Source organism: Chitinophaga sp. 22308, from assembly GCF_052045305.1.
Taxonomy (GTDB): Bacteria; Bacteroidota; Bacteroidia; order Chitinophagales; family Chitinophagaceae; genus Chitinophaga; species Chitinophaga varians_A.
On record NZ_JBQEOP010000002.1, the window covers coordinates 481,081 to 506,078 of the forward strand.

General features: G+C 49.3%; 21 protein-coding genes. 13 read left to right on the forward strand and 8 right to left on the reverse strand.

The features are described from left to right. Positions 1-5 precede the first annotated feature (5 nt). From ACTJJS_RS08625 to ACTJJS_RS08645, 5 genes are all read left to right on the forward strand, one after another. Positions 6-929 (forward strand): DUF3667 domain-containing protein, encoded by a 924-nt coding sequence (locus ACTJJS_RS08625; protein ID WP_440663357.1) that lies wholly within the window; start codon positions 6-8, stop codon positions 927-929. 45 nt (positions 930-974) lie between these two features. Continuing rightward, a complete protein-coding gene (locus tag ACTJJS_RS08630) occupies positions 975-1,883 on the forward strand; it encodes a DUF3667 domain-containing protein (RefSeq protein ID WP_440663358.1) in 909 nt (302 codons plus the stop codon). Between the two features lie 34 nt (positions 1,884-1,917). Further along, positions 1,918-2,820: a DUF3667 domain-containing protein gene (locus tag ACTJJS_RS08635; protein ID WP_440663359.1), complete on the forward strand. Its 903-nt coding sequence runs from the start codon at positions 1,918-1,920 to the stop codon at positions 2,818-2,820. Between the two features lie 46 nt (positions 2,821-2,866). Continuing rightward, positions 2,867-3,646, forward strand: a complete 780-nt coding sequence (locus ACTJJS_RS08640; RefSeq protein ID WP_168872542.1) for an enoyl-CoA hydratase-related protein — start codon at positions 2,867-2,869, stop codon at positions 3,644-3,646. A gap of 160 nt (positions 3,647-3,806) precedes the next feature. After that, positions 3,807-4,319 carry a hypothetical protein gene (locus tag ACTJJS_RS08645; protein ID WP_440663360.1) on the forward strand — a complete coding sequence of 171 codons (513 nt, stop codon included), beginning with the start codon at positions 3,807-3,809 and terminating at the stop codon, positions 4,317-4,319. A 66-nt stretch (positions 4,320-4,385) separates the two neighbouring features. Here ACTJJS_RS08645 and ACTJJS_RS08650 read toward each other — a convergent pair whose 3' ends face one another. Continuing rightward, on the reverse strand, positions 4,386-6,665 hold the full coding sequence (locus tag ACTJJS_RS08650) for a Tex family protein (RefSeq protein WP_440663361.1): 2,280 nt from the start codon (positions 6,663-6,665) through the stop codon (positions 4,386-4,388). Positions 6,666-6,879: 214 nt separating this feature from the next. Between ACTJJS_RS08650 and mazG the strand changes: the two genes are divergently transcribed. Next, the gene (mazG, locus tag ACTJJS_RS08655) at positions 6,880-7,647 is read left to right on the forward strand and encodes a nucleoside triphosphate pyrophosphohydrolase (protein WP_440663362.1); all 768 of its coding nucleotides are present in this window, start codon (positions 6,880-6,882) and stop codon (positions 7,645-7,647) included. 133 nt (positions 7,648-7,780) lie between these two features. Next, positions 7,781-11,602, forward strand: a complete 3,822-nt coding sequence (locus ACTJJS_RS08660; protein ID WP_168872546.1) for a sensor histidine kinase — start codon at positions 7,781-7,783, stop codon at positions 11,600-11,602. Positions 11,603-11,831: 229 nt separating this feature from the next. Here ACTJJS_RS08660 and plsX read toward each other — a convergent pair whose 3' ends face one another. The 3 genes from plsX to ACTJJS_RS08675 are packed head-to-tail and all read right to left on the reverse strand — an operon-like array spanning position 11,832 to position 13,576. Continuing rightward, entirely contained in the window at positions 11,832-12,779 is a 948-nt protein-coding gene (plsX, locus tag ACTJJS_RS08665) for a phosphate acyltransferase PlsX (RefSeq protein ID WP_440663363.1), read from the reverse strand. A gap of 47 nt (positions 12,780-12,826) precedes the next feature. Then, positions 12,827-13,021: a 50S ribosomal protein L32 gene (rpmF, locus tag ACTJJS_RS08670; RefSeq protein ID WP_073079237.1), complete on the reverse strand. Its 195-nt coding sequence runs from the start codon at positions 13,019-13,021 to the stop codon at positions 12,827-12,829. Between the two features lie 12 nt (positions 13,022-13,033). Continuing rightward, complete coding sequence (locus tag ACTJJS_RS08675) at positions 13,034-13,576, reverse strand: YceD family protein (protein ID WP_168872548.1); 543 nt, start codon at positions 13,574-13,576, stop codon at positions 13,034-13,036. 247 nt (positions 13,577-13,823) lie between these two features. On the opposite strand from ACTJJS_RS08675, the gene ACTJJS_RS08680 reads away from it, so the two are divergent. After that, a complete protein-coding gene (locus ACTJJS_RS08680) occupies positions 13,824-16,256 on the forward strand; it encodes a PAS domain S-box protein (protein ID WP_440663364.1) in 2,433 nt (810 codons plus the stop codon). Here the strand turns inward: ACTJJS_RS08680 and ACTJJS_RS08685 are convergent. Then, positions 16,250-17,128 (reverse strand): fructosamine kinase family protein, encoded by an 879-nt coding sequence (locus ACTJJS_RS08685; RefSeq protein ID WP_440663365.1) that lies wholly within the window; start codon positions 17,126-17,128, stop codon positions 16,250-16,252. The two genes, ACTJJS_RS08680 and ACTJJS_RS08685, sit on opposite strands and share 7 nt — an antisense overlap. Before the next feature lie 14 nt (positions 17,129-17,142). Here ACTJJS_RS08685 and ACTJJS_RS08690 point away from each other — a divergent pair, with 14 nt between their 5' ends. Next, positions 17,143-18,225: a DUF3810 domain-containing protein gene (locus ACTJJS_RS08690; RefSeq protein WP_440663366.1), complete on the forward strand. Its 1,083-nt coding sequence runs from the start codon at positions 17,143-17,145 to the stop codon at positions 18,223-18,225. Here the strand turns inward: ACTJJS_RS08690 and ACTJJS_RS08695 are convergent, their stop codons facing one another. Continuing rightward, positions 18,226-19,173 (reverse strand): arginase, encoded by a 948-nt coding sequence (locus ACTJJS_RS08695; RefSeq protein ID WP_168872552.1) that lies wholly within the window; start codon positions 19,171-19,173, stop codon positions 18,226-18,228. A 249-nt stretch (positions 19,174-19,422) separates the two neighbouring features. Between ACTJJS_RS08695 and ACTJJS_RS08700 the strand changes: the two genes are divergently transcribed. From ACTJJS_RS08700 to ACTJJS_RS08715, 4 genes are all read left to right on the forward strand, one after another. Then, on the forward strand, positions 19,423-20,562 hold the full coding sequence (locus tag ACTJJS_RS08700) for an acyl-CoA dehydrogenase (RefSeq protein WP_440663367.1): 1,140 nt from the start codon (positions 19,423-19,425) through the stop codon (positions 20,560-20,562). Between the two features lie 81 nt (positions 20,563-20,643). Next, positions 20,644-21,330 (forward strand): YggS family pyridoxal phosphate-dependent enzyme, encoded by a 687-nt coding sequence (locus ACTJJS_RS08705; protein ID WP_168872554.1) that lies wholly within the window; start codon positions 20,644-20,646, stop codon positions 21,328-21,330. 3 nt (positions 21,331-21,333) lie between these two features. Beyond that, positions 21,334-22,572 (forward strand): peroxiredoxin family protein, encoded by a 1,239-nt coding sequence (locus ACTJJS_RS08710; protein ID WP_440663368.1) that lies wholly within the window; start codon positions 21,334-21,336, stop codon positions 22,570-22,572. Between the two features lie 389 nt (positions 22,573-22,961). After that, entirely contained in the window at positions 22,962-23,264 is a 303-nt protein-coding gene (locus tag ACTJJS_RS08715; protein ID WP_168872556.1) for a YtxH domain-containing protein, read from the forward strand. A 146-nt stretch (positions 23,265-23,410) separates the two neighbouring features. Here ACTJJS_RS08715 and ACTJJS_RS08720 read toward each other — a convergent pair whose 3' ends face one another. Together ACTJJS_RS08720 and ACTJJS_RS08725 are read right to left on the reverse strand one after the other, a co-directional pair. Further along, positions 23,411-24,127, reverse strand: a complete 717-nt coding sequence (locus tag ACTJJS_RS08720; RefSeq protein ID WP_168872557.1) for an SRPBCC family protein — start codon at positions 24,125-24,127, stop codon at positions 23,411-23,413. Positions 24,128-24,292: 165 nt separating this feature from the next. Continuing rightward, positions 24,293-24,934: a hypothetical protein gene (locus ACTJJS_RS08725; protein ID WP_440663369.1), complete on the reverse strand. Its 642-nt coding sequence runs from the start codon at positions 24,932-24,934 to the stop codon at positions 24,293-24,295. Positions 24,935-24,998: the final 64 nt, after the last annotated feature.

Genomic DNA, 24,998 nt, shown 5'->3' on the forward strand with positions numbered 1-24,998 from the left:
ATCGCGTGAAAATACAACCTTTACGGTCTGAGAAAAACTGTCTCAACTGCGGTACGGAGGTGCCCCTGCGTTTTTGCACTCACTGTGGACAGGAAAATACAGTACAACATGAAAGTTTTGGCCATCTGGCAGGGCATGTCGTGGCTGATATCGTCCACTACGACTCCAAATTCCTGACAACCCTCAAATACCTGGTTGTCCGCCCGGGTTTCCTGACGAAAGAATACTGGGCCGGCAGAAGAAAACGTTACGTCAATCCCATTCAACTGTATATTTTCATCTCCTTTGTGTTTTTCCTGTTCTTTGCTATCCTTACTCATTCACCGGAAGATCATGTGAACAGGAAAAAAACGGCACACAAGACAGCACCTGCCCACCCCAAAGACGATGAAGAGGTAGACCTCAGCGCCATGGACACCCATTACAGCAGTGAAGCGGAATTCGACTCGTTACAGGCGGCTCTTCCTCCGGATAAAAGGCTCACAGGGGTTGAGTACCGCTGGCAGCGCCGCATCGCGGGGTTAAAGGAGGGCGGCCAGACCGCTGATCAGGTGATAATGGAAATGTTCTCCCATAGTCTGCCTAAAATCATGTTCCTCCTGATGCCACTGTTTGCACTAATGGTGAAGTGGAGCCACCGCAAACGTAAACTGGTATATACAGATCATGCCATTTTCACTATTCATATCCACTCGTTCCTGTTTATCATCCTTTTTGTAGGACTGGTGGTCCGTTATTTTGTTCATGACGATATGCCGCTGGACCTGGCCTACTGGGGCGGATTCTTCTATCTGGTATTGGCATTGAAAAATGCCTATCAGCAGTCTTTCTGGAAATCGTTTTTCAAAGGAACATTGCTTTTTACCGGCTACGTGTTCATCGCGGCGATAGTATTCATGGCGTTTATATTCGCAGTGTTGTCCGTATAATGCCCTTATCTGATTAGAAATTCATATTACAACTGTCTATATCGCGTGAAATCACAACACTTACGCTCTGAAAAAAACTGTCTCAACTGTGGTACGGAAGTGCCGGAACGCTATTGTCCGCTCTGTGGACAGGAAAATACCGTGCAGCACGAAACCTTTGGCCACCTGGTCGGGCATGTGGTGGCGGATATCGTCCACTACGATTCCCAGTTCCTGAAAACACTCAAATACCTGACCATACGCCCCGGCTTCCTGACAAAGGAATACTGGGCCGGAAGAAGGGTCCGGTACGTCAATCCCATCAAACTATACGTATTCGCATCATTCGTGTTCTTCTTCGCCATGGCACTGATCAATAACTCAAAAGACCATGGAAAGAAACCGGTAGTGCATGCAAGCACGGCAACAACGCGAACAGCAGAAGAGCATGTGTACGACGGAAGTGATTCTCGCAGCGTAGCGGAATATGATTCAGTACAGGCGTCGCTGCCCGCGGATAAACGTAACCACGGACTGGAAGACCGCATGGAGCGCAACCTCGCCAGGATGCGGGAACACAAGCAAGGCAGCAAGGCGGCGTTTGTGGAGATGTTTATCCATAACCTGCCCAAGATCATGTTCATCCTCATGCCATTGTTCGCCCTAATGGTGAAATGGACGCATCGCAAACGTGGACTGGTATACACTGATCACGCCATTTTTACCATTCATTTTCACGCTTTTCTGTTTATCATTCTTTTGGTGGCGCTGGTGATACGGTTCTTCATCCACAGGGAAACGCCGCTGAACCTGGCCTACTGGGGCATATTCCTCTATCTGTTGCTGGCGCTGAGAAATGCCTACCAGCAATCATTCTGGAAGGCGCTGATAAAAGCGCTGCTGCTTTACCTGGGATATTTTATCGTGGCGCTTACGGTATTCGTGCTTTTTTTCTTCGTGATGCTGCTGGCCTGACCTTTAGTCTTTATTTTATAACCATGTACGTCCCGTGAAATCACAACACTTACGCTCTGAGAAAAACTGTCTCAACTGCGGTACGGAAGTGCCGGAACGTTATTGTCCGCTATGTGGACAGGAAAATACCGTGCAGCACGAAAGCTTCGGCCACCTGGTGGGCCACGTGGTGGCGGACATCGTTCATTACGACTCCCAATTGCTGGCAACATTGAAATACCTGACCATACGTCCGGGCTTTCTGACAACAGAATACTGGGCCGGCAGAAGGGTGCGTTATGTGAACCCGATTAAACTGTACATATTCATATCGGCCGTCTTTTTCTTCTTCTTTCTGACGCTGGCCGGCAGCCCCAAAGACCATAATGCCAGGCCGGGCATTCAGACAGACCTGGTAGATATGGAGGTAGGGGACATAGGCTCCGATTATAAAAGTGTGGCGGAATATGATTCCGCGCAGGCTGCCAAACCGGCCAATAAACGGTATACAGGGCTGGAAGACCGGATACAACGCCGCCTTGCAAGAATGCGGGAAAACAAACAAAGCGCTAAAGAGGTGATCCGGGAAATGTTTACGCATAACCTGCCAAAGATCATGTTCATCCTTATGCCGCTCTTTGCGCTGCTGGTAAAATGGACGCATCGCAAGCGTCACCTTGTATACGTTGATCACGCCATCTTTACGGTGCATGTCCATTCTTTCCTGTTTATCATTCTCTTTGTGGGACTGGTGATACGCTATTTTGTTCACGATGATTTACCGCTGGACCTGGCCTACTGGGGCGTATTTTTTTATCTGGTGTTCGCACTGAAAAACGCTTATCAGCAGTCATTCTGGAAATCATTGCTGAAAGCGTTGTTGCTGTACTGTGGATATTTCACGGTGGCTGTAGTATTATTTGTGGTCTTCCTGTTTGGCGTGCTTGCCAGCTTTTGATAACGACAGGAAGATAAAATATTATCTTTTTTCTTTAAATTGAGTGATGCAACCGGAATTTATTATCATACACCAGCAAGTGGCGCCCTATGTGGCCCACATCCAGTTAAACAGGCCCAAAGAACTGAATGCCCTGAACCTCCAGCTGATGGGCGAATTACGCGATGCCCTGAAACTCCTCGATGCGGATGAACAGGTACGTGCGATCGTCCTCAGCGGCAATGAAAAAGCTTTCGCCGCAGGCGCAGATATCAAACAGATGGCGGAAAAGTCTGCTATCGACATGTTTAATACAGACCAGTTCAGCACCTGGGATACCATCAAAAGAACAAAAAAACCTATCATCGCAGCAGTGAGCGGCTTCGCCCTGGGCGGCGGCTGCGAACTGATGATGCTCTGTGATATGATCGTGGCCAGCGAGACAGCCCGCTTCGGCCAGCCGGAAATAAAACTGGGCGTAATGCCTGGCGCCGGTGGTACACAGCGACTGACCCGCGCGGTAGGTAAAGCCCTTGCCATGGAAATGGTGCTCACCGGCCGCTTTATTACGGCCCAGGAAGCACAACAGGCCGGCCTGATCAACCGCGTAGTGCCGGTGGAACTGTTCCTGCAGGAGGCGATCAAATTGGCAGGTGAAGTGGCTGCTATGGCCCCGTTGGCGGTGAAAATGGCGAAAGAGGCCGTCCTCAAAGCTTTTGACACCACCCTCGATGAAGGCCTCCACTTCGAAAGGAAAAATTTCTACCTGCTCTTCGCTTCCTCTGATCAGAAGGAAGGTATGCAGGCGTTCATGGAGAAAAGAACCCCCGATTTTAAAGGTCAATAATCAACAAACAATATAAAAGATTGAAAAACCATTAAACTTTTTTGTTATTTGATTTGTTAACCTGATATCGAAGAAACCCGTAATTAGCAGCCGCATCGCAGGCTAGTGGTACCTGCAGGCTTTTGGCAACCCGTTTGTATTGATGACTAAAAATTTAACCATGACCCTTAAGTTGTTACCTGTAGCAGTGCTTCTGATCAACTTCTGTTCAACGGCCTGTAATGGCCCTGCCCAGGAAATCAGGGCCGTCATGCTGGCAGATGACACCACAGCGCCCCCCACAGACACCATGATCGCCAATGGCGATACCATTCAGACAGACAGGATCGCTTCCTGGAAAAAATTTGAACAGTATAACGGACAATTCGCGGAGGAAGTGGCGCTGCTGGAACAAGAACCGTTAAAATCCCGCCTTGACCGGCTATTGGGCAAAAACCGTAAAGTCTTCATGGAACGCTTCAAAGTGTGCCCGCCCATCGAAGTGGATGACAAAACCCTTTTCAATCAGGGCCGTATGCCCGATGAAACCGGTCCGTATGAAGCGGCCATCGCCGTCGATATGGACCGCGATATCGTTTACGCGGCCTATTCCTTCCATAAAAACGTTATGATCTTCTCAGAGAAAAATGATACGCTTTACCCGGCGAAATTCAGGCAGTGGCTTCACCGCTGATGATATAAAAGAGATCGCCCCTTGCTGAATCATATCAGCAAGGGGCGATCTCTTTATCTGGTAAGTTTATTTATCAAACTTATTTTTCAACGCTGCCAGCTTCGCCTGGAAATCGTTCATAGGCGCTTCCTTGGCTGGTTTTCCCTTGCGGTCGTCGCGGTGATCGTCACGACGGTCTTCACGACGCTCTCTGCGCGGTCCGCCACCGCCGCCCTGGGCTTTCTCCTGGTCTTTCATAGACAGGGAGATGCGTTTACGGGCGATATCCACTTCAAGAACGGTCACCTGTACCTTCTGGTTCAGCTTCACGGCTTCATTCGGGTTGCTGATGAATTTGTTGGACATATGGGAGATATGCACCAGGCCATCCTGTTTTACCCCGATGTCCACGAAGGCGCCGAATGCGGTGATGTTGGTCACAACGCCGGGCAGGACCATGCCCACTTTCAGGTCTTCGATTTTGTGGATGCCTTCTGCGTATTCAAAGATAGCTATTTCATCACGCGGGTCGCGGCTGGGTTTGGCCAGCTCTTTCAGGATATCCTCAATGGTGAGCATACCGGCGTCTTCGCGCACGAAGTCTTTCGGGTTGACTTTTTTGCGCAGGTCTTCCTGGCCTATCAGTTCCTCAATGCTGCAGTGTTGCTTCTCGGCAATCTCTTTCACGAGGGCGTAGCGTTCAGGGTGTACGGCGGAGTTGTCCAGCGGGTTGTCTCCGTTTTCAATGCGGAGGAAGCCGGCACACTGTTCAAAGGCTTTGTCGCCCAGCCGGTGTACTTTCTTCAGCTGTGTACGGTTGCTGAAGGCGCCGTTTTCCTTGCGGTATTTCACGATGTTTTCCGCGAGGGAAGGGCCAAGGCCGGAAACATAGGCCAGCAGGTGCTTGGAGGCGGTATTGAGGTTTACGCCCACATTGTTCACGCAGCTTACTACCACACGGTCAAGGCTCTGTTTAAGGGAAGACTGGTTCACGTCGTGTTGATATTGACCTACACCAATGGATTTGGGGTCGATCTTTACCAGTTCCGCCAGCGGATCGATCAGCCTGCGGCCGATGGACACGGCGCCGCGTACGGTCACGTCCTGGTCGGGGAATTCTTCACGGGCCACTTCAGAAGCGGAATACACGGAGGCACCGCTTTCGTTGACCATAAACACGTTGATCTTTTTGCCGAAGTCTATCTTTTTAACAAACTCTTCTGTTTCACGGCCGGCGGTACCGTTACCTACGGCAATGGCCGCGGTATCGTAACGGTTAACCCATTTTTTCAGCAGGGCTTCGGCGTCATCTCTTTTATAATTTTTCTCGAGCGGGAAAATCACGTCATGGTCCAGCATATTGCCCTGGTTGTCCAGTGCCACGGTCTTACAACCCGTACGGTAACCCGGATCGATGGCGATCACGGCTTTGGGGCCGAGTGGCGCTGCCAGCAGCAGCTGACGCAGGTTCTCTGCAAATACGTCGATCGCTTCGGTATCTGCCTTCTCTTTGGCCACTGCCCTGAATTCATTCTCCAGGGAAGGGCGCAGCAGGCGTTTGTAAGCATCGGCGCCGGCTTTGGCCACCTGCTCGGCGGCAGCGCCCTTGCCAGTCACAAATTGTTTGTTTATCAGCTCCATGGCCTCTTCTTCCTGTGGCGCAATGGTGCTGAACAGTATGCCTTCAGACTCGGCACGCAGAATAGCCAGTACCCGGTGGGACGGTACTTCGCGCAGGTCTTCCGAAAAGTCGAAATAATCTTTGTATTTGTTGCCTTCCTCTTCTTTGCCTTCGGCTACTTTGGAAGTCATTTTGCCGGTATGGGTAAAGAGTTTACGCAGTTTGTCACGGCATTCGGCGTTCTCATTGATCCATTCAGCGATAATGTCGCGGGCGCCTTTCAGGGCTTCTTCTGAAGAGGCTACCTGCTCGTTGATGAATGTCTCTGCAGCGCTGGTGTCTCCGTCCTGCTGGGCAAACAACAGCTCGGCCAACGGTTGCAGCCCTTTCTCGATGGCCACGGTGGCGCGCGTCTTGCGTTTGGGCTTGTAGGGAAGATAGATGTCCTCCAGCTCTGCCAGCACCCAGGTATTCTCCAGTTTCTCCAGCAGCTCAGGGGTCATTTTCTCCTGCTCCGTAATGGTTTTGATAATAAACTCACGACGGTCGTCCACTTCTTTGTAACGCTTTTGCAGGTCTTCAATCTTGCCTATCTGCACCTCATCCAGACTGCCCGTCATCTCCTTGCGGTAACGGCTGATAAAGGGCACAGTAGACCCTTCGGACAATAACACCATGGTGTTCTCTGCCTGTTTGGCGGAGATGCCCAGTTCGGATGAAATAAGCGTAATGTGTTTCGCATTCATATCAATACTTTTTGGGATTTTTTTATGTTGGCAACAGACCCTGACACCTCTGTTTAAACAGGTATCTGCCCCGCCGCCAAATACTAAAATCGCTGAATTTTTTACAGCTCGCAAATGTAATTAAAAAGCCTTTTAATCAGAAAGCAATTTTACCCCCATTACCAGCCACGGGCAAAATGCCAAAATGACAAAATCTCTCTGTATTTTTACGGCTATGGAAAAGACAGCTACATTCGACAGATTGTTACAGATAATGGACGATTTAAGGGAAAAATGTCCCTGGGACCGCAAACAGACTATCCAGACACTGCGGCAACTGACCATTGAGGAAACCTACGAACTGGCGGATGCCATCACGGAGGAAGACTGGAAGTCCATCAAGGAAGAACTGGGAGATATCCTGCTCCACATCGTCTTCTACGCAAAAATCGGCTCCGAAAAACAACAATTCGATATCAACGATGTTATCAACGGCGTATGCGATAAACTCATCACCAGGCATCCCCATATCTACGGCGATGTAAAGGTGCAGGATGAAGAGGAAGTGAAGCTGAACTGGGAAAAAATCAAACTGAAAGAAGGTAAAAAATCTGTCCTCAGCGGCGTGCCCGTTTCCCTACCTGCTCTCGTAAAAGCCATGCGCCTGCAGGAAAAAGCGAAACAGACCGGCTTCGAATGGGACAACACCAGCCAGGTGTGGGATAAAGTAAAGGAAGAAGTGAATGAACTGGAAGAAGTGGCCAATACCGGCGACCAGGACGCCATAGAAGCGGAATTCGGCGATGTCATGTTCTCGCTGGTCAACTACTCCCGTTTCCTCAATATCGACGCGGAGAACGCCCTGGAACGCACCAACAAAAAATTCCAGCGCCGCTTTCAGCACATGGAAGCCCTCGCGCTCGAACAGGGCCGCCGCCTCAACGATATGGACCTAACGGAGATGGACACACTCTGGAATAAAGCGAAAGAAGCAGGAATTTAGTTATTTGGTTATTTTAATATTTAGTTATTGATGAACTTCCGTTTTAAGGGACCCATAAATATCAAAATATCAAAATCTCTAAATTTTTAAATCCAATAATTAGATAACAGAATATCCAAATACTCAGATTCTTTTGATTGATATAAAAGAAATACGTCTTTTTTTCCTCCGGCACGGATATCTTCTGATCGTTGCAGCATGGCTGTTCACCTTCGCCTTCCTGTTCAGCAACTATTGGGCGTATTATTCTTCCCCGCAGGGCGTGAAAAGAAGTCTCGAGAAAAGCCTGCATCAACGGGAGCAGTCATTCGATAAACTGCTGAAAGACACCGCTGTGGTCAACAGCCTCTTTCAGCGCTCCTATGATGATAAAACACTGGAACGGATCGGTAAACGCGACTACTTCGTATTTGCCTACGACTCCAGCGCACAAGGCACCTGGCTTACCTTCTGGAGCACCAGCCAGGTACAGCCGGAAGATATGCCGGACGTGCTCCAGCCCGGCGCCCAGTTCGCGAAACTGAAAAACGGCTACTACGAGCTTATTACCCGGCAAATGAAAACATCGGGCAATCATCAGCATTTCGTGGTGGCAGCTATCCCGGTACGCATGGAATATGCGATCAGAAACAGCTTTCTCATCAGCCACTTTTATAACAAATCAGAACTGGGGCCGGAATACACTGTCCACATGGACCTCCCCAGCCTCATCCTGCCAGACCATACCATCCTGCCGGTGAAAAACGGGAACGATCAAACCCTCTTTTTCCTCGACTACAATAAAAGCATCCGCGCCCAGCCTCCCAATACGCTCAGCGTGATACTGCGCGTACTGGGTTGTATCTGCGTGCTCATTTTCCTTAACCTGTTCGCTACGCTGCTGGCCAAAAACACCAATCCACTCTACGGGTTCCTGTTCCTTTTCCTCGTGGTCTTCAGCCTCCGCGTACTCAGCTACACCTACGCGTTCCCGTTCAATTTCCGCGCGCTGAACGTATTTAATCCGGTCATCTACGCAAAAGACGAAATATTCTATTCACTCGGTGACCTGCTGCTCAATGTGCTGCTGGCCTTTTGGATGATCCTGTTTTTCCGCGAACACGTTAAAACCATTAACCTGCCGGTGATCCGCAAACGCTGGCTGCAAAGCATCGTCATCATCGTGGCCAGCCTCCTGCTGTACATGGTGGAACAGTTCCTCGCAGACCTGATCCAGAGCCTTGTGATAGACTCCCATATATCGTTTGATGTGACCAATCCTTTCAGTCTCACCGAATACAGCCTGATCGGATTTGTGGTGCTCGGGTTTATCTCCTTCAGCTTCCTGTTTTTCTCCCAGATCATCAACTACCTGCTCAATGAGCTCACCAATTTCCAGTACCGCGCTAAATACGTGTGGCTGGCTGCCGTAGGCATCATCTGGCTGCTGTTCCGTATCCACAACCCCGAACTGCCTTTCTCGGTGGCCATGGTCATCTGGCTGCTGTTGTATATAGTGCTGCTCGACTTCCTGGCAGACCGCTTTGAAAGCAGCGTGGCCACAGTGCCTTTCCTCTTCTGGCTTTTCCTGCTCACCGTTACCACCTCCGGCGCATTGGTGTACTACAACGATCAGAAAGAACTGTCGGCCCGCGAAAAACTGGCCGCCGATCTATCCAAACAGAAAGACCCCTACCTGGAAATGCTGCTCAACGATCTGGGCAAAAAAATTGAACACGATGAATACATGCAGTACTTCTTTATGGACAAAGGGGCTAAACAGTCCAAAGCCCGTATGGAGGAAGTATTGCAGCAAAACTATTTCCAGGGCTACCTGAGCCGCTTTGACGTAACGTTTTATCCATACGATGAAAACGGTCAGCCGATCTATCCCGGCGACACGACCAGCCTCATCTCGTTCAACCGCCGCATGTTCTTTGAATCGGAAGTTTCTCCTTCAGATGTCAGTGGCAATGACCTCTATTACTACGAGCCCAGTTTCAACGACTATAACTATATCGGTAAAAAGGAATTCCATAATCCGGTAGACAATACGGGAACGGGATGGCTGGTATATGTGCTCAAACCCAAGATATTCAGCCAGGAGCGGCTGTATCCTGAGTTGCTGGTGGAGGGCGACCTCTATGACCGTAGCCGGGAATCACAATCCAATTACTCATACGCGATCTATGATAAAGGAGTGCTGGTCAGTCATTATAGCGATTATCCGTTCCCCATCCGGCTGTATCCCGGCGATGTGCCGCCTGGCGAGCTTACCGTAAAAGATGTGGACAGACACTCTGAAATGATCTATCGTGCTTCACCGGAGAAGGTGGTGTTTGTGGTCAAACAAAGTCGTACGTTCGTTGAGTTTATTACGCTCTTTGCTTACATGTTCTGCCTGTTCCTGTTGATTATCGTGATGTACAAGGTGTTCGATCTGCTGATAAAGGCACGGATGCGACTGAGTAACATCCGGGCATTGATCAATATCAGTATCCGTAAAAAAGTGCATGGCACCATCATTTTTGTAGTGGTATTCTCTTTTGTGATACTGGGTATCACCACCACCATGTTCTTTATCTGGCGATCGGAAGTACAGAACCGCGAGAAGCTCAGTAAAACGATGGGGGAGGTGGCCACCGATGTGGAAACGGTATTCCTCAACCAGCGTGACATGGACGAGATCGACAATATGTACGATCCCGTATTTAAGGAGAAGCTGACCGCCGCTTTGGGCAATATCGCCAATGAAAGGGCGCTCGATATCAACGTATATGATGCGGACGGTAACCTGCGCCTCACCACACAACCACTGATGACGGAAAAAGGCCTCATATCCGGTAAAATGGAGCCTATGGCCTATTACGAGATATCCCGGCTGCAACATATTCAGTTTATCCAGACGGAAAAGATCGGCACTATGCCGTTCCTGTCAGGCTATATGCCATTACGTAACCGCAGCGGCGATGTGATGGCTTATCTCAATGTGCCTTATTTCGCTACACAGACAGAGCGTAACCAGCAGATCTCCAACTTCCTCGTGGCCCTGATCAATTTCAACGCGTTCATTTTCCTCATTGCGGGCATGGTGGCGTTGTTGATCACCAACTCCATCACAAGGTCATTCTCCCTGGTAACGGAGAAGCTGCGGCATGTGAACCTGGGGCAGCGCAATGATGAAATTGAATGGGAGAAAGATGATGAAATCGGCGCGTTGGTGAAGGAATATAATAAGATGGTGCGTAAGCTGGAAGTGAGTGCCGCCCGGTTGGCCAAAAGCGAAAGGGAAGGGGCCTGGCGGGAAATGGCGCGACAGGTGGCCCATGAGATCAAGAACCCGCTTACACCGATGAAACTGAGCATACAGTACCTGCAAAGGGCCATCGCCGGCGATTCGCCCAATGTGAAGGAATTGTCTACCAATGTGGCCCGTACGCTGGTGGAACAGATAGAACACCTGTCCAATATCGCATCCGACTTCTCGGCTTTTGCGCGTATCGGTGAACCGAATAATGAGGTCGTACTGTTGAATGAAGTATTGTCTTCTTTAACGGGCCTGTATCAGACGCAGGAAGACTGTAATATCGAATATGTGGAACCAGGCAGGGCGCTGTATGTATTTGCCGATAAAACCCAGATGAACCGGTTGTTCACCAACCTGTTGCTCAATGCTATCCAGGCTATTCCGGAAGATACCCAGGGCCGTATCCGTGTGCGGCTGCAGGAAACAGTCGACCACTATGTGATTGTAAGCGTGGCCGACAATGGGGGGGGTATTTCACCGGAGGTACAGTCCAAAATCTTTGTGCCCAATTTCACCACCAAATCATCCGGCACGGGCTTAGGTCTTGCCATGTGTAAAAATATTGCCGAACAAACAAGAGGAGAGATCTGGTTTGAAACCAAGCTCAATGAAGGAACTACCTTCTATGTAAAACTTCCCCTGTACGACGCATTTCAATCCCAGGGCTGAAGCCCTGGGATGCGCTCTGATTCAGGTCCTTAAGAATAACTGGGTTTCCAAATCTTGGGGCTTCAGTACTAAGAATATGCAAGGGCAGTGGCAATTCATTGGCGCTAATCATTACTAATAATTCCTCTGATAAAAGAACCTGAATCTAAATGTAGCCCAGGGCTTCAGCCCTGGGACAAAAAAAGGGCTGGTCCGCATCGGACCAGCCCTTTTTCAATATCTTTTTCTCTTAGTTATTGCTGTGGAAGCTCTCCTGGATCTTTTCCAGCAATTTACTTTCAATCATTTGTTGTGCCAGCAGGATCATATTTTTGAAGGCAACGTTCTGGGAGATACCATGACCGATGATGACCGGTTTTGAAACGCCCAGCACGGGAGTGCCGCCATAAGATTCTGAGTCCAGTTTGTTCAGGTATTCATCGTTGATATTGCGTCTGGACGCGATATCGTAGATGGATTCGGCCATTTTTAAGATAATGTTGCCGGTAAAACCTTCACATACAATGACATCGGCTTTTTCGGTTAAAACATCTCTGCCTTCGATATTTCCGATGAAATTGATTTGTTTGTTTTCTTTTAACAGAGGGTAGGTGGCCTGGGCCAGTAAGTTGCCTTTACCTTCTTCTTCTCCGATATTCAGCAGACCCACCTTTGGATTGTCGACCTTCAGAATGTGTTTGGAATACAGGGAGCCGAGGACGGCAAATTGTACCAGGTTTTCAGGTTTACAGTCAGCGTTGATACCTACATCCAGCATAAGTCCTTGTGTACCGTTTTCACGGGGGACCAGGGTAGAAATAGTTGGGCGTTGCACACCATCAATGGCTTTAATGGAATAAAAGGTGCCTACCATCATGGCGCCGGTGTTGCCAGCGCTGATGAAAGCATCTATCTTCTCATTTTTCAGTAAATGAAAACCAATAGAGATGGAGGATTGTGGCTTCTCTTTCAGTGCCTTGGTAGGGTGTTCATTCATCCCGATTACCTGGGATGAATGAACAACTGAATATTTTGATTGGTCCACCTGCGCTTCCGCTAATAAAGGGAGCAGTTGTGATTCGTCCCCTATCAGCACCAGATGCGCATCAGATGCAACGGTGTCTAAAAATAATTTTACTCCTTTTACTGCTGCTGCGGGGGCAAAATCGCCTCCCATCATATCAAGCCCGATTCTCATGTAACTCAAGTTTGTCTTGTTAGCTCGGGTAAAAATAGTAAAATAAATTATTTAGCGGCGCTCTGTTTTTCCAACACTACTTTTCCTTTGTAGTACAGTTTGTTTTCTACCCAATGAGCACGATGTCTCAGGTGCACTTCACCGGTTGCGCTGTCTGTGCTTAATGTATCCGCTACCGCCTTATAATGCGTTCTTCTCTTTGCTGATCTCTGCTGAGAATGTCTGCGTTTAGGATTTGGCATTTTATTTAATTTTTAATTGTCCTTAAATTTATCCAACCCTTTCCAGATTGGGTTATCGTTCTCTTTAGCCTGCTGGTTCATACGTTCCAGCATTTCTATTACCTTGGGATCACATCCGCTTTTGCCGTCGGCAGTATCAGGATGGATACGTTGCATCGGAATGCTCAGGAGGATAAACTCGTATATCCATTCCGCCACGTTCAGATGGCTTTCGGTCTTGGAAATATACGCTACATCCGGATCGGCGTCCTCGTTGGCCATTTCTTCGGGATTGTCCACCATTTTCACAATCTGGTTAAACTCGTCCCAGAGCTGTAGCTCGTAAGGCTGTCCGCAACGGTCGCAGGTAACAGTTACTGTGCCGCCGATCTCAAACTTCAGCAAAAAGAAATTCATCTTCTTGTCCAGCGTCAGGTTCACTGTCGCCTTACAATCACTGAAGTCCCTTTCTCCTTCAAAATGCTCAAAGAAATCCTCTCCGATCTCATATTGAAATGAATGCACCCCTGGTTTTAATCCAACAAAGGCTATATCAAATTCGCGGAGTGGTTTCATATCAATGTCCTCACTTTTAGAGGGATGCAAAGGTAATTAAATATTTGCAATTGCAAAAATTTCCTAAATTTGTTCACTATCGATATCCAGATTATATATATTTATATATCAGAATATCATCCATATTGCTGTTGCTTAACAGCGGGAGTGAGCCGCAAAGGTAAGGATTTCTGCCTTCATCTCATACCTGTTTTTTGCAATACAACCGTGAAATTGAAAACCTGAAGTCCCCTGGCCATCATAACCAATGACATCCAAAGGAAAGAATGCAAGGAAAATCCCGGCCCCTGACACGGCTCCAACACAGCCCCGTGACACCCCGGACATCTGCTCGCTGCCTATCCACGCTTGGCTCAGCCACACCAGCGCCGGTATTCTCGTGACAGATGAAAATTTCCGTTGCCGCTGGACAAACGACGTTTTGTTGCAGCGCCTGCCACATCCCATCCCGGAAAATCTGCCTTTTGACGACCTCATCCTGCTGCTGAAACCGTTCGTCGCCAATCAGGAAGCCTTCGCCGCCAAAATGAACGCCCTCCGGAATGAAAAAAAGCCACTTTTCGGCTGGGAACTGGTGCTCGGAAACGGAACAACCGTAGAAGTGGCCTATACACCACTTTTCAACGGCCCCGCCTTCCAGGGCAGCGTATGGCAGGTCATCAATATCACCCGTAAATACCAGTTCCAGGAAGAAATAAAACATAACGAGCACAAATTCCGCGTGATGCTCAACAACCTCAACGCGGCCATGTGCGAAACAGACCTGGACGGCAATATCACCCGCGTATATGAAAGCTTCTGCCGCCTCTCCGGGTACACGGAAGCTGAACTGCTGGGCAGAAACATCACCGACGTGTTCGTGCCGGAAGAAAACCGTGCCTTCGCCCGCGCCCTCCGCCGTAAACGCCTCTCGGAAAACGTGCCGCTGCTCTATGATATGGAAATTGTCCTGAAAGACGGCTCCCGCAGATGGGTGCTCGCCAGCTCGGCCAATGTGTACGACCGCAACGGCAACATCACCGGCGGCGCCGGCATCCATATGGACATTACCGGGCAAAAACGCCTCCAGCGCGACCTCGAAAACGCCCGCCGCCTGGCTGATGAAGCCCGCCTCGCTCAAAAAGACTTCCTGGCCAGCATGAGCCACGAAATACGTACCCCCCTCAACGCTATCATCGGCATGGCCCACCTCCTCGAGGAAACCAGCCTCGACGCGCAACAAAAGGAATACGTCAACATCCTCAAACACTCTTCCGGCATACTGCTGGGCATCGTCAGTGATATACTCGATATTTCCCGTATAGAAGCAGGGGAACTGCAGGTCAACCAACGGGAATTCAACCCCCGCGAACTGATACAGTCCCTGCGACAGACCTTTGAACTGAAACTGGGCCGCCGGCCGGTCTCCATCACCGCCGAACTGGACGCCAACCTTAACACCTGGCTGATAGGCGACGATGTGCTGTTGAACCAAATATTACTCAATTTGTTAGGTAATGCAGAGAAGTTTACCAGCGAAGGAGAAATAGCCATTAAAGCCACTCAGGAAAGCTGGCTCGATAATACCCTCTGGGTCCGCTTCCGCGTATGTGACACCGGCATAGGCATCCGAAAAGACAAACTGGAGCTGATTTTTCACAACTATAAACAGGCAGAAGGGGATATCCGGGAAAAATATGGCGGCACCGGCCTCGGCCTCGCTATCGTCAAACAACTCGTGGAACTGCTCGGCGGTACCATCGGCGTGGAAGATTACCCGGGTTATAATACCTGCTTCGTCTTTGACCTTCCATTCATGGACAGCAGAAAACCTATCTCCGCATCGGGCAACAAACCACGTAAAAAGCTGAAACAACGTACCTTTGAGGAAGCCCGTGTACTGGTAGTGGAAGACAATCAGATGAACCTGCGCTACATGATGAGCCTCCTGGAAAAATATAAAATCAATTACCAGCTGGCCACCAATGGACCCGATGCCACCTGGTTCCTCAACGCCCGGCAATATGATCTTATCCTCATGGATATCCGTATCCCCGGCATGAATGGACTGGAACTGGCCCAAAAAATCAGGACAGATGAAAACCAATTCAACGTGGCCACACCTATTATCGCCACTACGGCGGTGGCCATGGAAAACACCGCCGCCACCGTCAGGGCCGCAGGCATCACCGATATCCTTATTAAACCGTATACGCCGGACCAGCTACTACAGATCTTTAACAAATATCTCAACGAAGACGAAACAGAACTAATAATGGAAGAAGAAGTGCAGAATATCAGCGGATTTGAGTTCCACCCCGAATTGGACGTCAAGTATCTCACAGCGCTCTATGAGAACAATATTTCCTATGCCGCCGACTTATTTGAAATATTTATCCGGACCATCCGGGACGAAATCAAAAAATTACAGGCTATCGTAGATACGGGCGACTGGGAGCGGGTGAAGTTCCAGGTACACAAACTGAAACCCAATTTCGCCATGGTAGGCCTCACCTGGATCAGTGCCAAAATGCAGGAACTGGAAAACAACCTCCGCACCGGAGAACCGCAACAGCCGGAAGGCACCACCCGCCTATTCGATGAAATCGTGGCAGACGTGGATAAATACTACCCGGTCGTGGATGAGGAATATGCCCGCATGCGGGAATTCGTGGACACGGCCTCCCATCCGCATCAATAGGCCTGCAATATTTCCCGTATGCTGCCGTGGTAACTGCCGCCAAATAATAACAGATGTACCAGTAAAGGATATAACTGACAAACGCCAATCCGCTGTTGCCACCCAGGCGACAGCGGCCACGCTGCCTGGTAAGCGTAATAAAAACGGGTGTCGAAACCGCCAAATAACCGCGCCATCGCCAAATCCATCTCCCGGTGACCGTAATACACCGCCGGATCAAATACACAAGCCCTGCCATCCGGACCGACCATAAAATTCCCCGACCATAAGTCGCCATGCAACAAGGCCGGCGCCTCGGCAGGAAACAACTGCGGCAACTGGCGGCAAAGCCGCTCCGCCTGCTGTACCATGCCCTGGTCTATCAGCTGCCGGTCGTAAGCCATTCTGATCAGCGGCATCAGCCGGTTGAAAGCGTAAAATACCGGCCAGCTGCTGTAAGGCGTGTTGTATTGTCGCAGCGTGCCGATATAATTCGGCGCAGGGTACCCGAAATGCGGCTGCGTTTTTTTATGCTGTTGCGCCAGCGACTGCGCAAAATGTTCCCAGAAATCCTGCACAGCGTTGCCTTTCAGCAACAGCTCCATCAACAGATAGGCCTGCCCGTTACTCTGGCCATAAGCCAGCGGCTGCGGCACCGTCAGCGCCTGCGCATGATGCAACGCCTCCAGCCCCGCATATTCGGCGGCAAACATATCCGGATAACGACGGGCATCATTCAGCTTCAGAAAAAAATATCCCTCGTTGGTGCCTATACGAAATGTTTGGTTAATATCGCCACCATGTACGCTTTTTGCGTCATTAATATGTATTTTCACTTTCAGCTGTTCGGATAATGCCGCGCTCAGTTGTTTTTGTAGAATTTCATCGATCATGTTTCGCCACTTATATGGAAACAAAAGCCAAAATTAAAAAGAAGATCGTCCGTATTGTATTAACACTTGCGGGTATACTGTTGTTAAAGGGATGCTTTGCCTGGAGTAACCGCTTCAGCGATGTCTACTTCCATAGGTGGTACAGCAGTGTCAGTACGGTATTTCGACAAGTAACAGGTATAGTACCATTCAGTGTTGGGGACGTAATATATACAGCCTGGATTGTAAGTGCCCTGTTTTATTTGTTAAAACTATGTTATAAACTCATCCGGCTGCAATGGGCGGAAGCAGGCTGGATCACCCTGCGCGGCATCCATTTTATCCTGAAACTGTACCTCGCTTTCCTCATTCTCTGGGGGTTCAATTACGAACGGAATACCCTGCTGCGCGATACCGGTATTATCACCGGCGATTATAACACGCAACAACTCTACCAGCTGTCAGATACCCTGCTGCGGCTCACCAACGCCGAAAAACAACGCCTGGGCGATACCGTGGGCGTAACCGTGCCGGACAAAAACTCACCGCTGTTCGATAAGGCTGCTACAGCCTATCAGGCCGCCGCCGAACGCTGGCCCGCTTTCCGCTATAAGGCGCCGAGCGTTAAAAAAGCCCTGTTCGGGGAATGGCTCAACTATCCCGGGGTGACCGGTTATCTGAATCCCTTTACACTGGAGGCACAGGTCAACACCACCGTGCCACCGGTGATACAACCCATTATTACCTGCCATGAAATTGCCCATCAGCTGGGATATGCGCCGGAAGAAGAAGCCAATTTTGTGGGATACCTCGCCGCCACCAGTATTCAGGATAGCCATTTCCGTTATGCGGCCAATTTTGATATGCTGCTCTATAGCGTGCGCCAGCTGGCCGTCAGGGACACCACGCTGGCAAAGGACATCTGGCACCGGGCGCTGCCCGGCGTAAAAGCGGACTATAAAAGCATTATTACTTTCTATGAAAAGTATACAGGCAAAGTGGACGACTACTCCACGGTCTTATATGACCAATACCTGAAAGCCAATAAACAAACGAAAGGTATCCGCAGCTACAGTGAAGTGACCGGATGGCTCATCGCCTGGTTTAAAATACGCTGATTAGTTCATCATCAGCACGTTCACGCTGCGCTGCAGGATATTGAACGCTATCTCGGCCATCAGGTTTTCCCGGTCCAGGGTAGGGTTTACCTCCGTGATCTCAAAACAGCAGATCTTACGGTGTTGCATGAACTTGGCAATCAGGTCTTCCGCCTCACGTTCCCTTAAACCATTGCTCACCGGGGTGCCGGTACCTTTTGAAATGGAGGCGTCCAGGCTGTCAACGTCAAAAGACACGTAGATATAGTCACAGTCGCTCAGGTAACGGAACACGGAACGGGAGATGTTCTCCGGGCCCTTGCGGCGTACTTCGTTGGTGGTGATCACCTTCATGCCATACTGTTTGATCAGGTAGTCCTCTTCCTTCTCATAATCTCTCAGGGAGATGAACACAATATCTTCCGGTAATACCTTGGGGGCGATCTTACCGATGTTTTTCAGCGCGTTCCACATACCAGTGGTAGGTTCGTCCAGGTCATGCACTTTACAGTCCAGGTTGTCCTCCGCTATAGCCGTGGCCAGCGGCATGCCGTGCATATTGCCGGAAGGGGTGGTGTAAGGCGTGTGCAGGTCGGCATGGGCGTCTATCCAGATCACGCCCAGCTTGGATTTGGGATGGGCCATTTTCAGTCCTGCGATAGTGGCGCCGGCGGTGCTGTGATCACCGGAAAGCAATACCGGGAACCAGTTGGCTTTTACCGTTTCACAGACGCTTTTGCTGATACGTTCGTACATATTCACAGTACCCTTGATCCTTTTGGCATAGGGGGATTCAATGGGCTCAAACAGCAGTTTGTTTTCCGTTTCAATGGCTTCGGTGGGAAAGTGTACAAAAAAGTTGCTCATGAAGTCCAGCGCAGCTATCTTGATCGCGTCCACCCCCAGGCTTGCGCCCCGGGTACCAGCCCCAATTTCCGACTTGACTTCTATTATTTTAATGTTCTTCATAAAGTTTTCATTACCGGCAAGCTACAGGATTTTGGGAGAACACCCAAAGCAGCGCATCGGGCAATGGTAAAAAAAGGGTATATATTGTATAAACCAAATCCAATACAGTAGTGATATCCTCGCATTTTATTCAATAATTGCCGCAATATGGTTGACAACGTTGAATTTTCCGGGAGGCATTTTTTTAGGTGCTGATTTATAAATAATTTGGATTTTATCAACTATTCTTTTAAAAACACAACAATAACCATGGACTTTCAACTTACGGAAGAGCATCTTATGATTCAAAAGGCTGCGCGTGATTTCGCCCAAACGGAACTTTTGCCGGGGGTGATAGAGCGTGATGAGCATCAGAAATTTCCGGCAGAACAGATCAAAAAACTCGGCGAACTGGGATTTCTGGGCATGATGGTAAGCCCTAAATACGGCGGCGCAGGCCTGGATACCATCTCCTATGTGCTGGCGATGGAAGAAATATCGAAGGTAGATGCCTCCGCCTCCGTGGTGATGAGCGTAAATAATTCATTGGTTTGCTGGGGACTGGAAACCTACGGCACGGAAGAACAGAAACAGAAATACCTGGTACCGCTGGCCAAAGGCGAAATCATCGGCGCTTTCCTGCTCAGCGAGCCGGAAGCCGGTTCTGACGCCACCTCCCAGCGTACTACCGCAGAAGATAAAGGCGACCATTATCTGCTCAACGGTACCAAAAACTGGATCACCAACGGTAACTCCGCCAGCGTATACCTGGTGATGGCCCAAACCCATCCGGAAAAAGGCAGCAAAGGCATCAACGCCCTGATCGTGGAGAAAAACAGCCCGGGCGTGACCGTAGGCGCCAAAGAAAACAAACTGGGCATCCGCGGCTCCGACACCCACAGCATTATGTTCCAGGACGTGGTAGTGCCTAAGGAAAACAGGATAGGGGAAGACGGCTTCGGCTTCAAATTTGCCATGAAAACACTCGGCGGCGGCCGTATCGGCATCGCTTCCCAGGCACTGGGCATCGCCAGCGGCGCATACGAACTGGCCGTGAAATACTCCAAAGAAAGAAAAGCATTCGGAAAAGAAATATCCCAGCACCAGGCCATCCAGTTCAAACTGGCGGACATGGCCACCAAAATCGAGGCGTCACGGCTGCTATGCCTGAAAGCGGCATGGGAAAAAGACCATCAGCTCGACTATACCCTCAGCGGGTCTATGGCCAAAGTGTTCTCTTCTGAAACTGCCATGTGGGTCACTACAGAAGCAGTACAGGTACACGGCGGTTATGGCTACGTGAAAGAGTACCACGTTGAACGCCTCATGCGCGACGCAAAGATCACCCAGATATACGAAGGCACCTCAGAAGTGCAGCGTATCGTGATCAGCCGCTCTATACTGGCGTAATCATCACCAAATATTCACAGCCGCCCCGGGACCCCAACCCGGGGCGCTTTATTTTACACCAGCATTGTTTATTTTTGCCGGATGGCTATCAACATCAATGCTTATAATGAAGTGCTGTCCCAACTAAAGCCTTATCATGCCAAACTGGTAGCGGTTTCCAAAACCAAGCCGGTGGAAGACATCGAGGCATACTATGCAACAGGGCAGCGCATCTTCGGCGAAAACTACGTACAGGAGCTCGTGGAAAAACAGGCCGCACTGCCGGCCGACATCGAATGGCATTTTATCGGGCACCTCCAGTCCAATAAAGTCAAATACCTGGCTCCTTTTGTGCACACCATCCATGCGGTAGACAGTCTCAAACTGTTGCAGGAAATCAATAAACAGGCGGCTAAAAACCAACGGGTGATCAACTGCCTCTTACAGGTCCACATTGCAGCAGAAGAAACAAAATTCGGCATGGACGAGCAGGAGTTACAGCAACTGCTTACCTCGTGGAACAGCCACCAGCAGGATTTTGCACACGTCCGTATCGCCGGTATGATGGGAATGGCCACCAATACCGAAAATGAAACACAGGTCCGCCAAGAGTTCCACCAGCTCCACCAGTTATTCGGCTCTGTTAAAACCACTTTTTTTAACACACAGGATTATTTCAGGGAACTATCCATCGGCATGAGCGCTGATTATACCATCGCACTGGAGGAGGGCAGCACCATGGTACGCATCGGCAGCCTGCTGTTTGGAGAAAGGAACTACAACAAGTAACTTATGAAACGACTTTGGATCTACTGCCTCGCAGGTATCGGCATGACCGCCTGCAATACCGGCAACACAAAAAAAGAACTCACGCCGGGCACCTGGCAGGCCAGCCTGCACCGCCCCGATGGCGCTGACATCGTCTTTAACTTCCTGGTGAAAGATACCGCCGGCAAAAAAGTACTCTATGTCCTCAACGCTACAGACAAACTGCTGGTAGATGATGTGAAAGTCTCCAGTGACTCTGTCTTCATTAAAATGCCTTTCTTCGATTCTGATTTTAAAGCCCGTTTCGCTGACGGCGGTAGCCTCGAAGGACAATGGACCCGCCACCTGGCAGACAAAGACGTGTCTGTGTCTTTTACCGCTAAACCCAATACCGCGGAACGTTTCCCTAAAGGCGCCGCTCCTTCGCAACAGGTGACCGGCCGCTGGGTGACCACCTTCGTGGATAAAGACAATAAAACCAGCAACGCTATCGGTGAATTTAAACAGATGGGCGACCTGGTACACGGCACTTTCCTCACCACCACAGGCGACTACCGCTTCCTCGAGGGCAACATGGACGGCGATACTCTCCGCCTGTCTACGTTCGACGGCTCCCACGCTTATTTCTTCAAAGCCGTGGTGAAAAAAGACAGCATCGTGAACGGCCGCTTCTTTGCCGGTATCGGCGATCATGTGGAAGACTGGTCTGCTGTAAAAAATGATACCGCCAAACTGCCCGATGAACGTACCATCGCTACCATGAAACCAGGACAGTCAAAACTCGATTTTACTTTCCCTGATATGAACGGTAACAAAGTCAGCATTAATGACGACCGCTTCAAAAACAAGGTAGTCGTGATCACCCTGATGGGTTCCTGGTGCCCGAACTGCATGGACGAAACCGGTTTCCTCAGCGAATGGTACAAGAAAAATAAAGACCGCGGCGTGGAAGTGATCGGATTATCCTACGAACGCACTCCTGACTTCGAAAAATCCAAAAAAGCACTCGCCGGTTTCCTGACCCGTTTCGATGTGCAGTATCCTGTACTGATCACCGGTGTTACGCCGGCAGACCCGGAAAAAGGAGAGAAGACCCTCCCGCAGCTGACAGGTATCAAAGGTTTTCCGACCACCATTTTCATCGATAAAAAAGGAAATGTGAAAGAAGTGCATACCGGCTTCTCCGGACCAGGCACAGGAGAACATTATGAACAGTTCAAAGCCGACTTTGAAAGGTTGATCAGCCAATTGCTGGAATCGTAATTTTAACCGATAAAATAGTGCAAATCCTTCCTGGTACACAGTTGCCGGGAAGGATTTGACTTTTTAAGAAAATTTATTTTTTCATCTCTTTCAAAAAGTATTGAAAAATTAAAAAACTTACCTATTTTACTGCTCCGTTTGACTTTATGAATTCCACCATTATCTAACACGCTTGTCAATCCACCTCCGGAACAATGTCAATACTGGTGTTGTTCCGGCAGGTATCGAAGCCTCCACGTTTAGCCTTGTAAATTCCACGTTTATTTCTTTCACGCTATCTTAACATTTGCGTCGGCCGTTATGGCCTGATATTTGAAAATCTTGCTTCACTGTGCAGGTTTAAACCACGCACGCGCTTTTTTTGTTAAACCACATAAAATCTACACATTATGTCTACTACCAAATTTTTAGCAGGAGCAATTGCAGGGTTAACCACCGGGATCGTTATTGGTATGTTAACAGCCCCGGAAAGTGGCGATAATACCCGTAGAAAAATCAGGCATACTGCGGATGACTGGCGTAACAAAATAAATGGTATGGTAAATCGTGGAGGTGAAGATCTGTCTGACCTGAAAGAAGTATTCGAAAAAGAAATTGATGGCCTGCAGGATGATACACGTGAACGCGTCTTACGGCTGATCAACAAAGCACAGGGAAAATACAACCGCTTTAAAAGAGAAGCCCTTTCATAAATTACAAATTACGAATTACGAATTACGAATTGAAAATTCGCTTTCGGAGCGGCTAGTTATTAGAGACCTCTCCATTCGTGAGTCCTTCATTCCTAATTCGTAATTCGTAATTCGTAATTCGTAATTCGTAATTCGTAATTCGTAATTTATGAAAGGATTTCCCCGGTTTCCATATAATTCTTAAAACGTTTGATATCCCGGTCGATCATATTTTCAAACGCGGGATTTAGCAGCCAGGCAAGGCCACTGCCCATATAGCCGGCCGGCGGCCGATAGGAGATCATCACATCCACTTCAGTCCCGCCATTGATTGTTTCCTGGAATGTAATACGGCCCGCAGTGGCAATAGACGATCCGGGCAAAGACCGCCAACCCAGCATTTCACCGGGTATCTCTTTTACAATTTCAGCGTCCCATTCCAGTGTGCCGATGCCTCCCGGTCCTTTCACTACCCAGTGCGAATGCAGCGGATCTATTTCTTCAACAGATTTCAGATGTTTCATAAATACTGGCAGATTGCTCAGTTGCCGCCAGAAATAATAGACCTCCTCTTTCGGGTTGTCTATCTTCAGGGAAGTGCGGATATTAATGGAGGCGGTGTGTTTGTCGGGCTTTCTTCTGCCCAGCAATCCGTTGACCAGATCATTGCCGGAAATGCCACGGTACAATAGGTAGCCGGCGGCCAACAGCTTCAGTAGGCTGCCTCCCGGCTTTTTGTCGACCTTGCTGATAGCACTGCCCAACAGCCACGCACCTGTGAAAATGGATACAATCCTGCCTTCCGGAGTTACATTGATGATATTTGAACTTTCGTAGAGCGGTCCCGCCTTAGGTGGTACATGACCATTTGATGGATTTCTCATTAGATACAGTTTGGGGTCATGCAGCTAAAACCCTGCAAGTTTTGCTAAAAGAACTTAAGAAGTTAATATCTAAATAAATAAACATTAAAATTTCTGATAAATACCTGTGGAGCGATGGGTACGGTGCGTAAATAATTACACACTTCCATGCGATGGAATAGCAGCTTATTGATAAGACGCATTCAACACGTCATAAATATTCCTGCCCCAGTTAGGCGCCAGCGCATCGGCAGGAGTGAAGCGCGCAAATTTTTCTCCTGTTTCCACCACGGTCGGCCGCGCTCTTTTTTTACCACCGCCAAAAATAGCCGGCGTATAATAGATATTCAACGCTTTTACCAGCGAAGCCCGGGGATTGGAAGGATCTGCATCGATGGCCTTTTCCGCATACTGCCGGCTCTCAGTGCCCAGTGATGCGCCACGGGAAGGCACCGCATTAATGCGCGCCGACAACCAATAACCCATCAGTGTCAGTGTTTCTGTATGATGGGGTTGCAGCTCCAGCGCTTTTTTTACAAAAGGCGCCGCCTGTTCGCTGTATTGCTCTGCTTTTTTCTTCTCTGCTTTAAAAGACAGTTGCGTGTACGCCCATCCGGCATAATATTGCAACAGCCACTCCTGGGGGTGCGCACGGGCCAGTTCCGCCAGCGTATCGGTATAAGCAGGCCATTGGAGTGGCGGCACTTTCTCCAGCGCCTGCAACTGTGCCTGTAACACCGTTTGCCAGCTACGCGTGCTGTCTTGCGCAAAAAGGACGGAAGACCACCCGGCGGTCATCACCCAAAAAAGTAAAAGCAATCGCTTCATATAAAAGTATTTGAGATAGGAGTGCCGACGCCAATTATATGCCATGTTTGTATTTCTGTGCCTG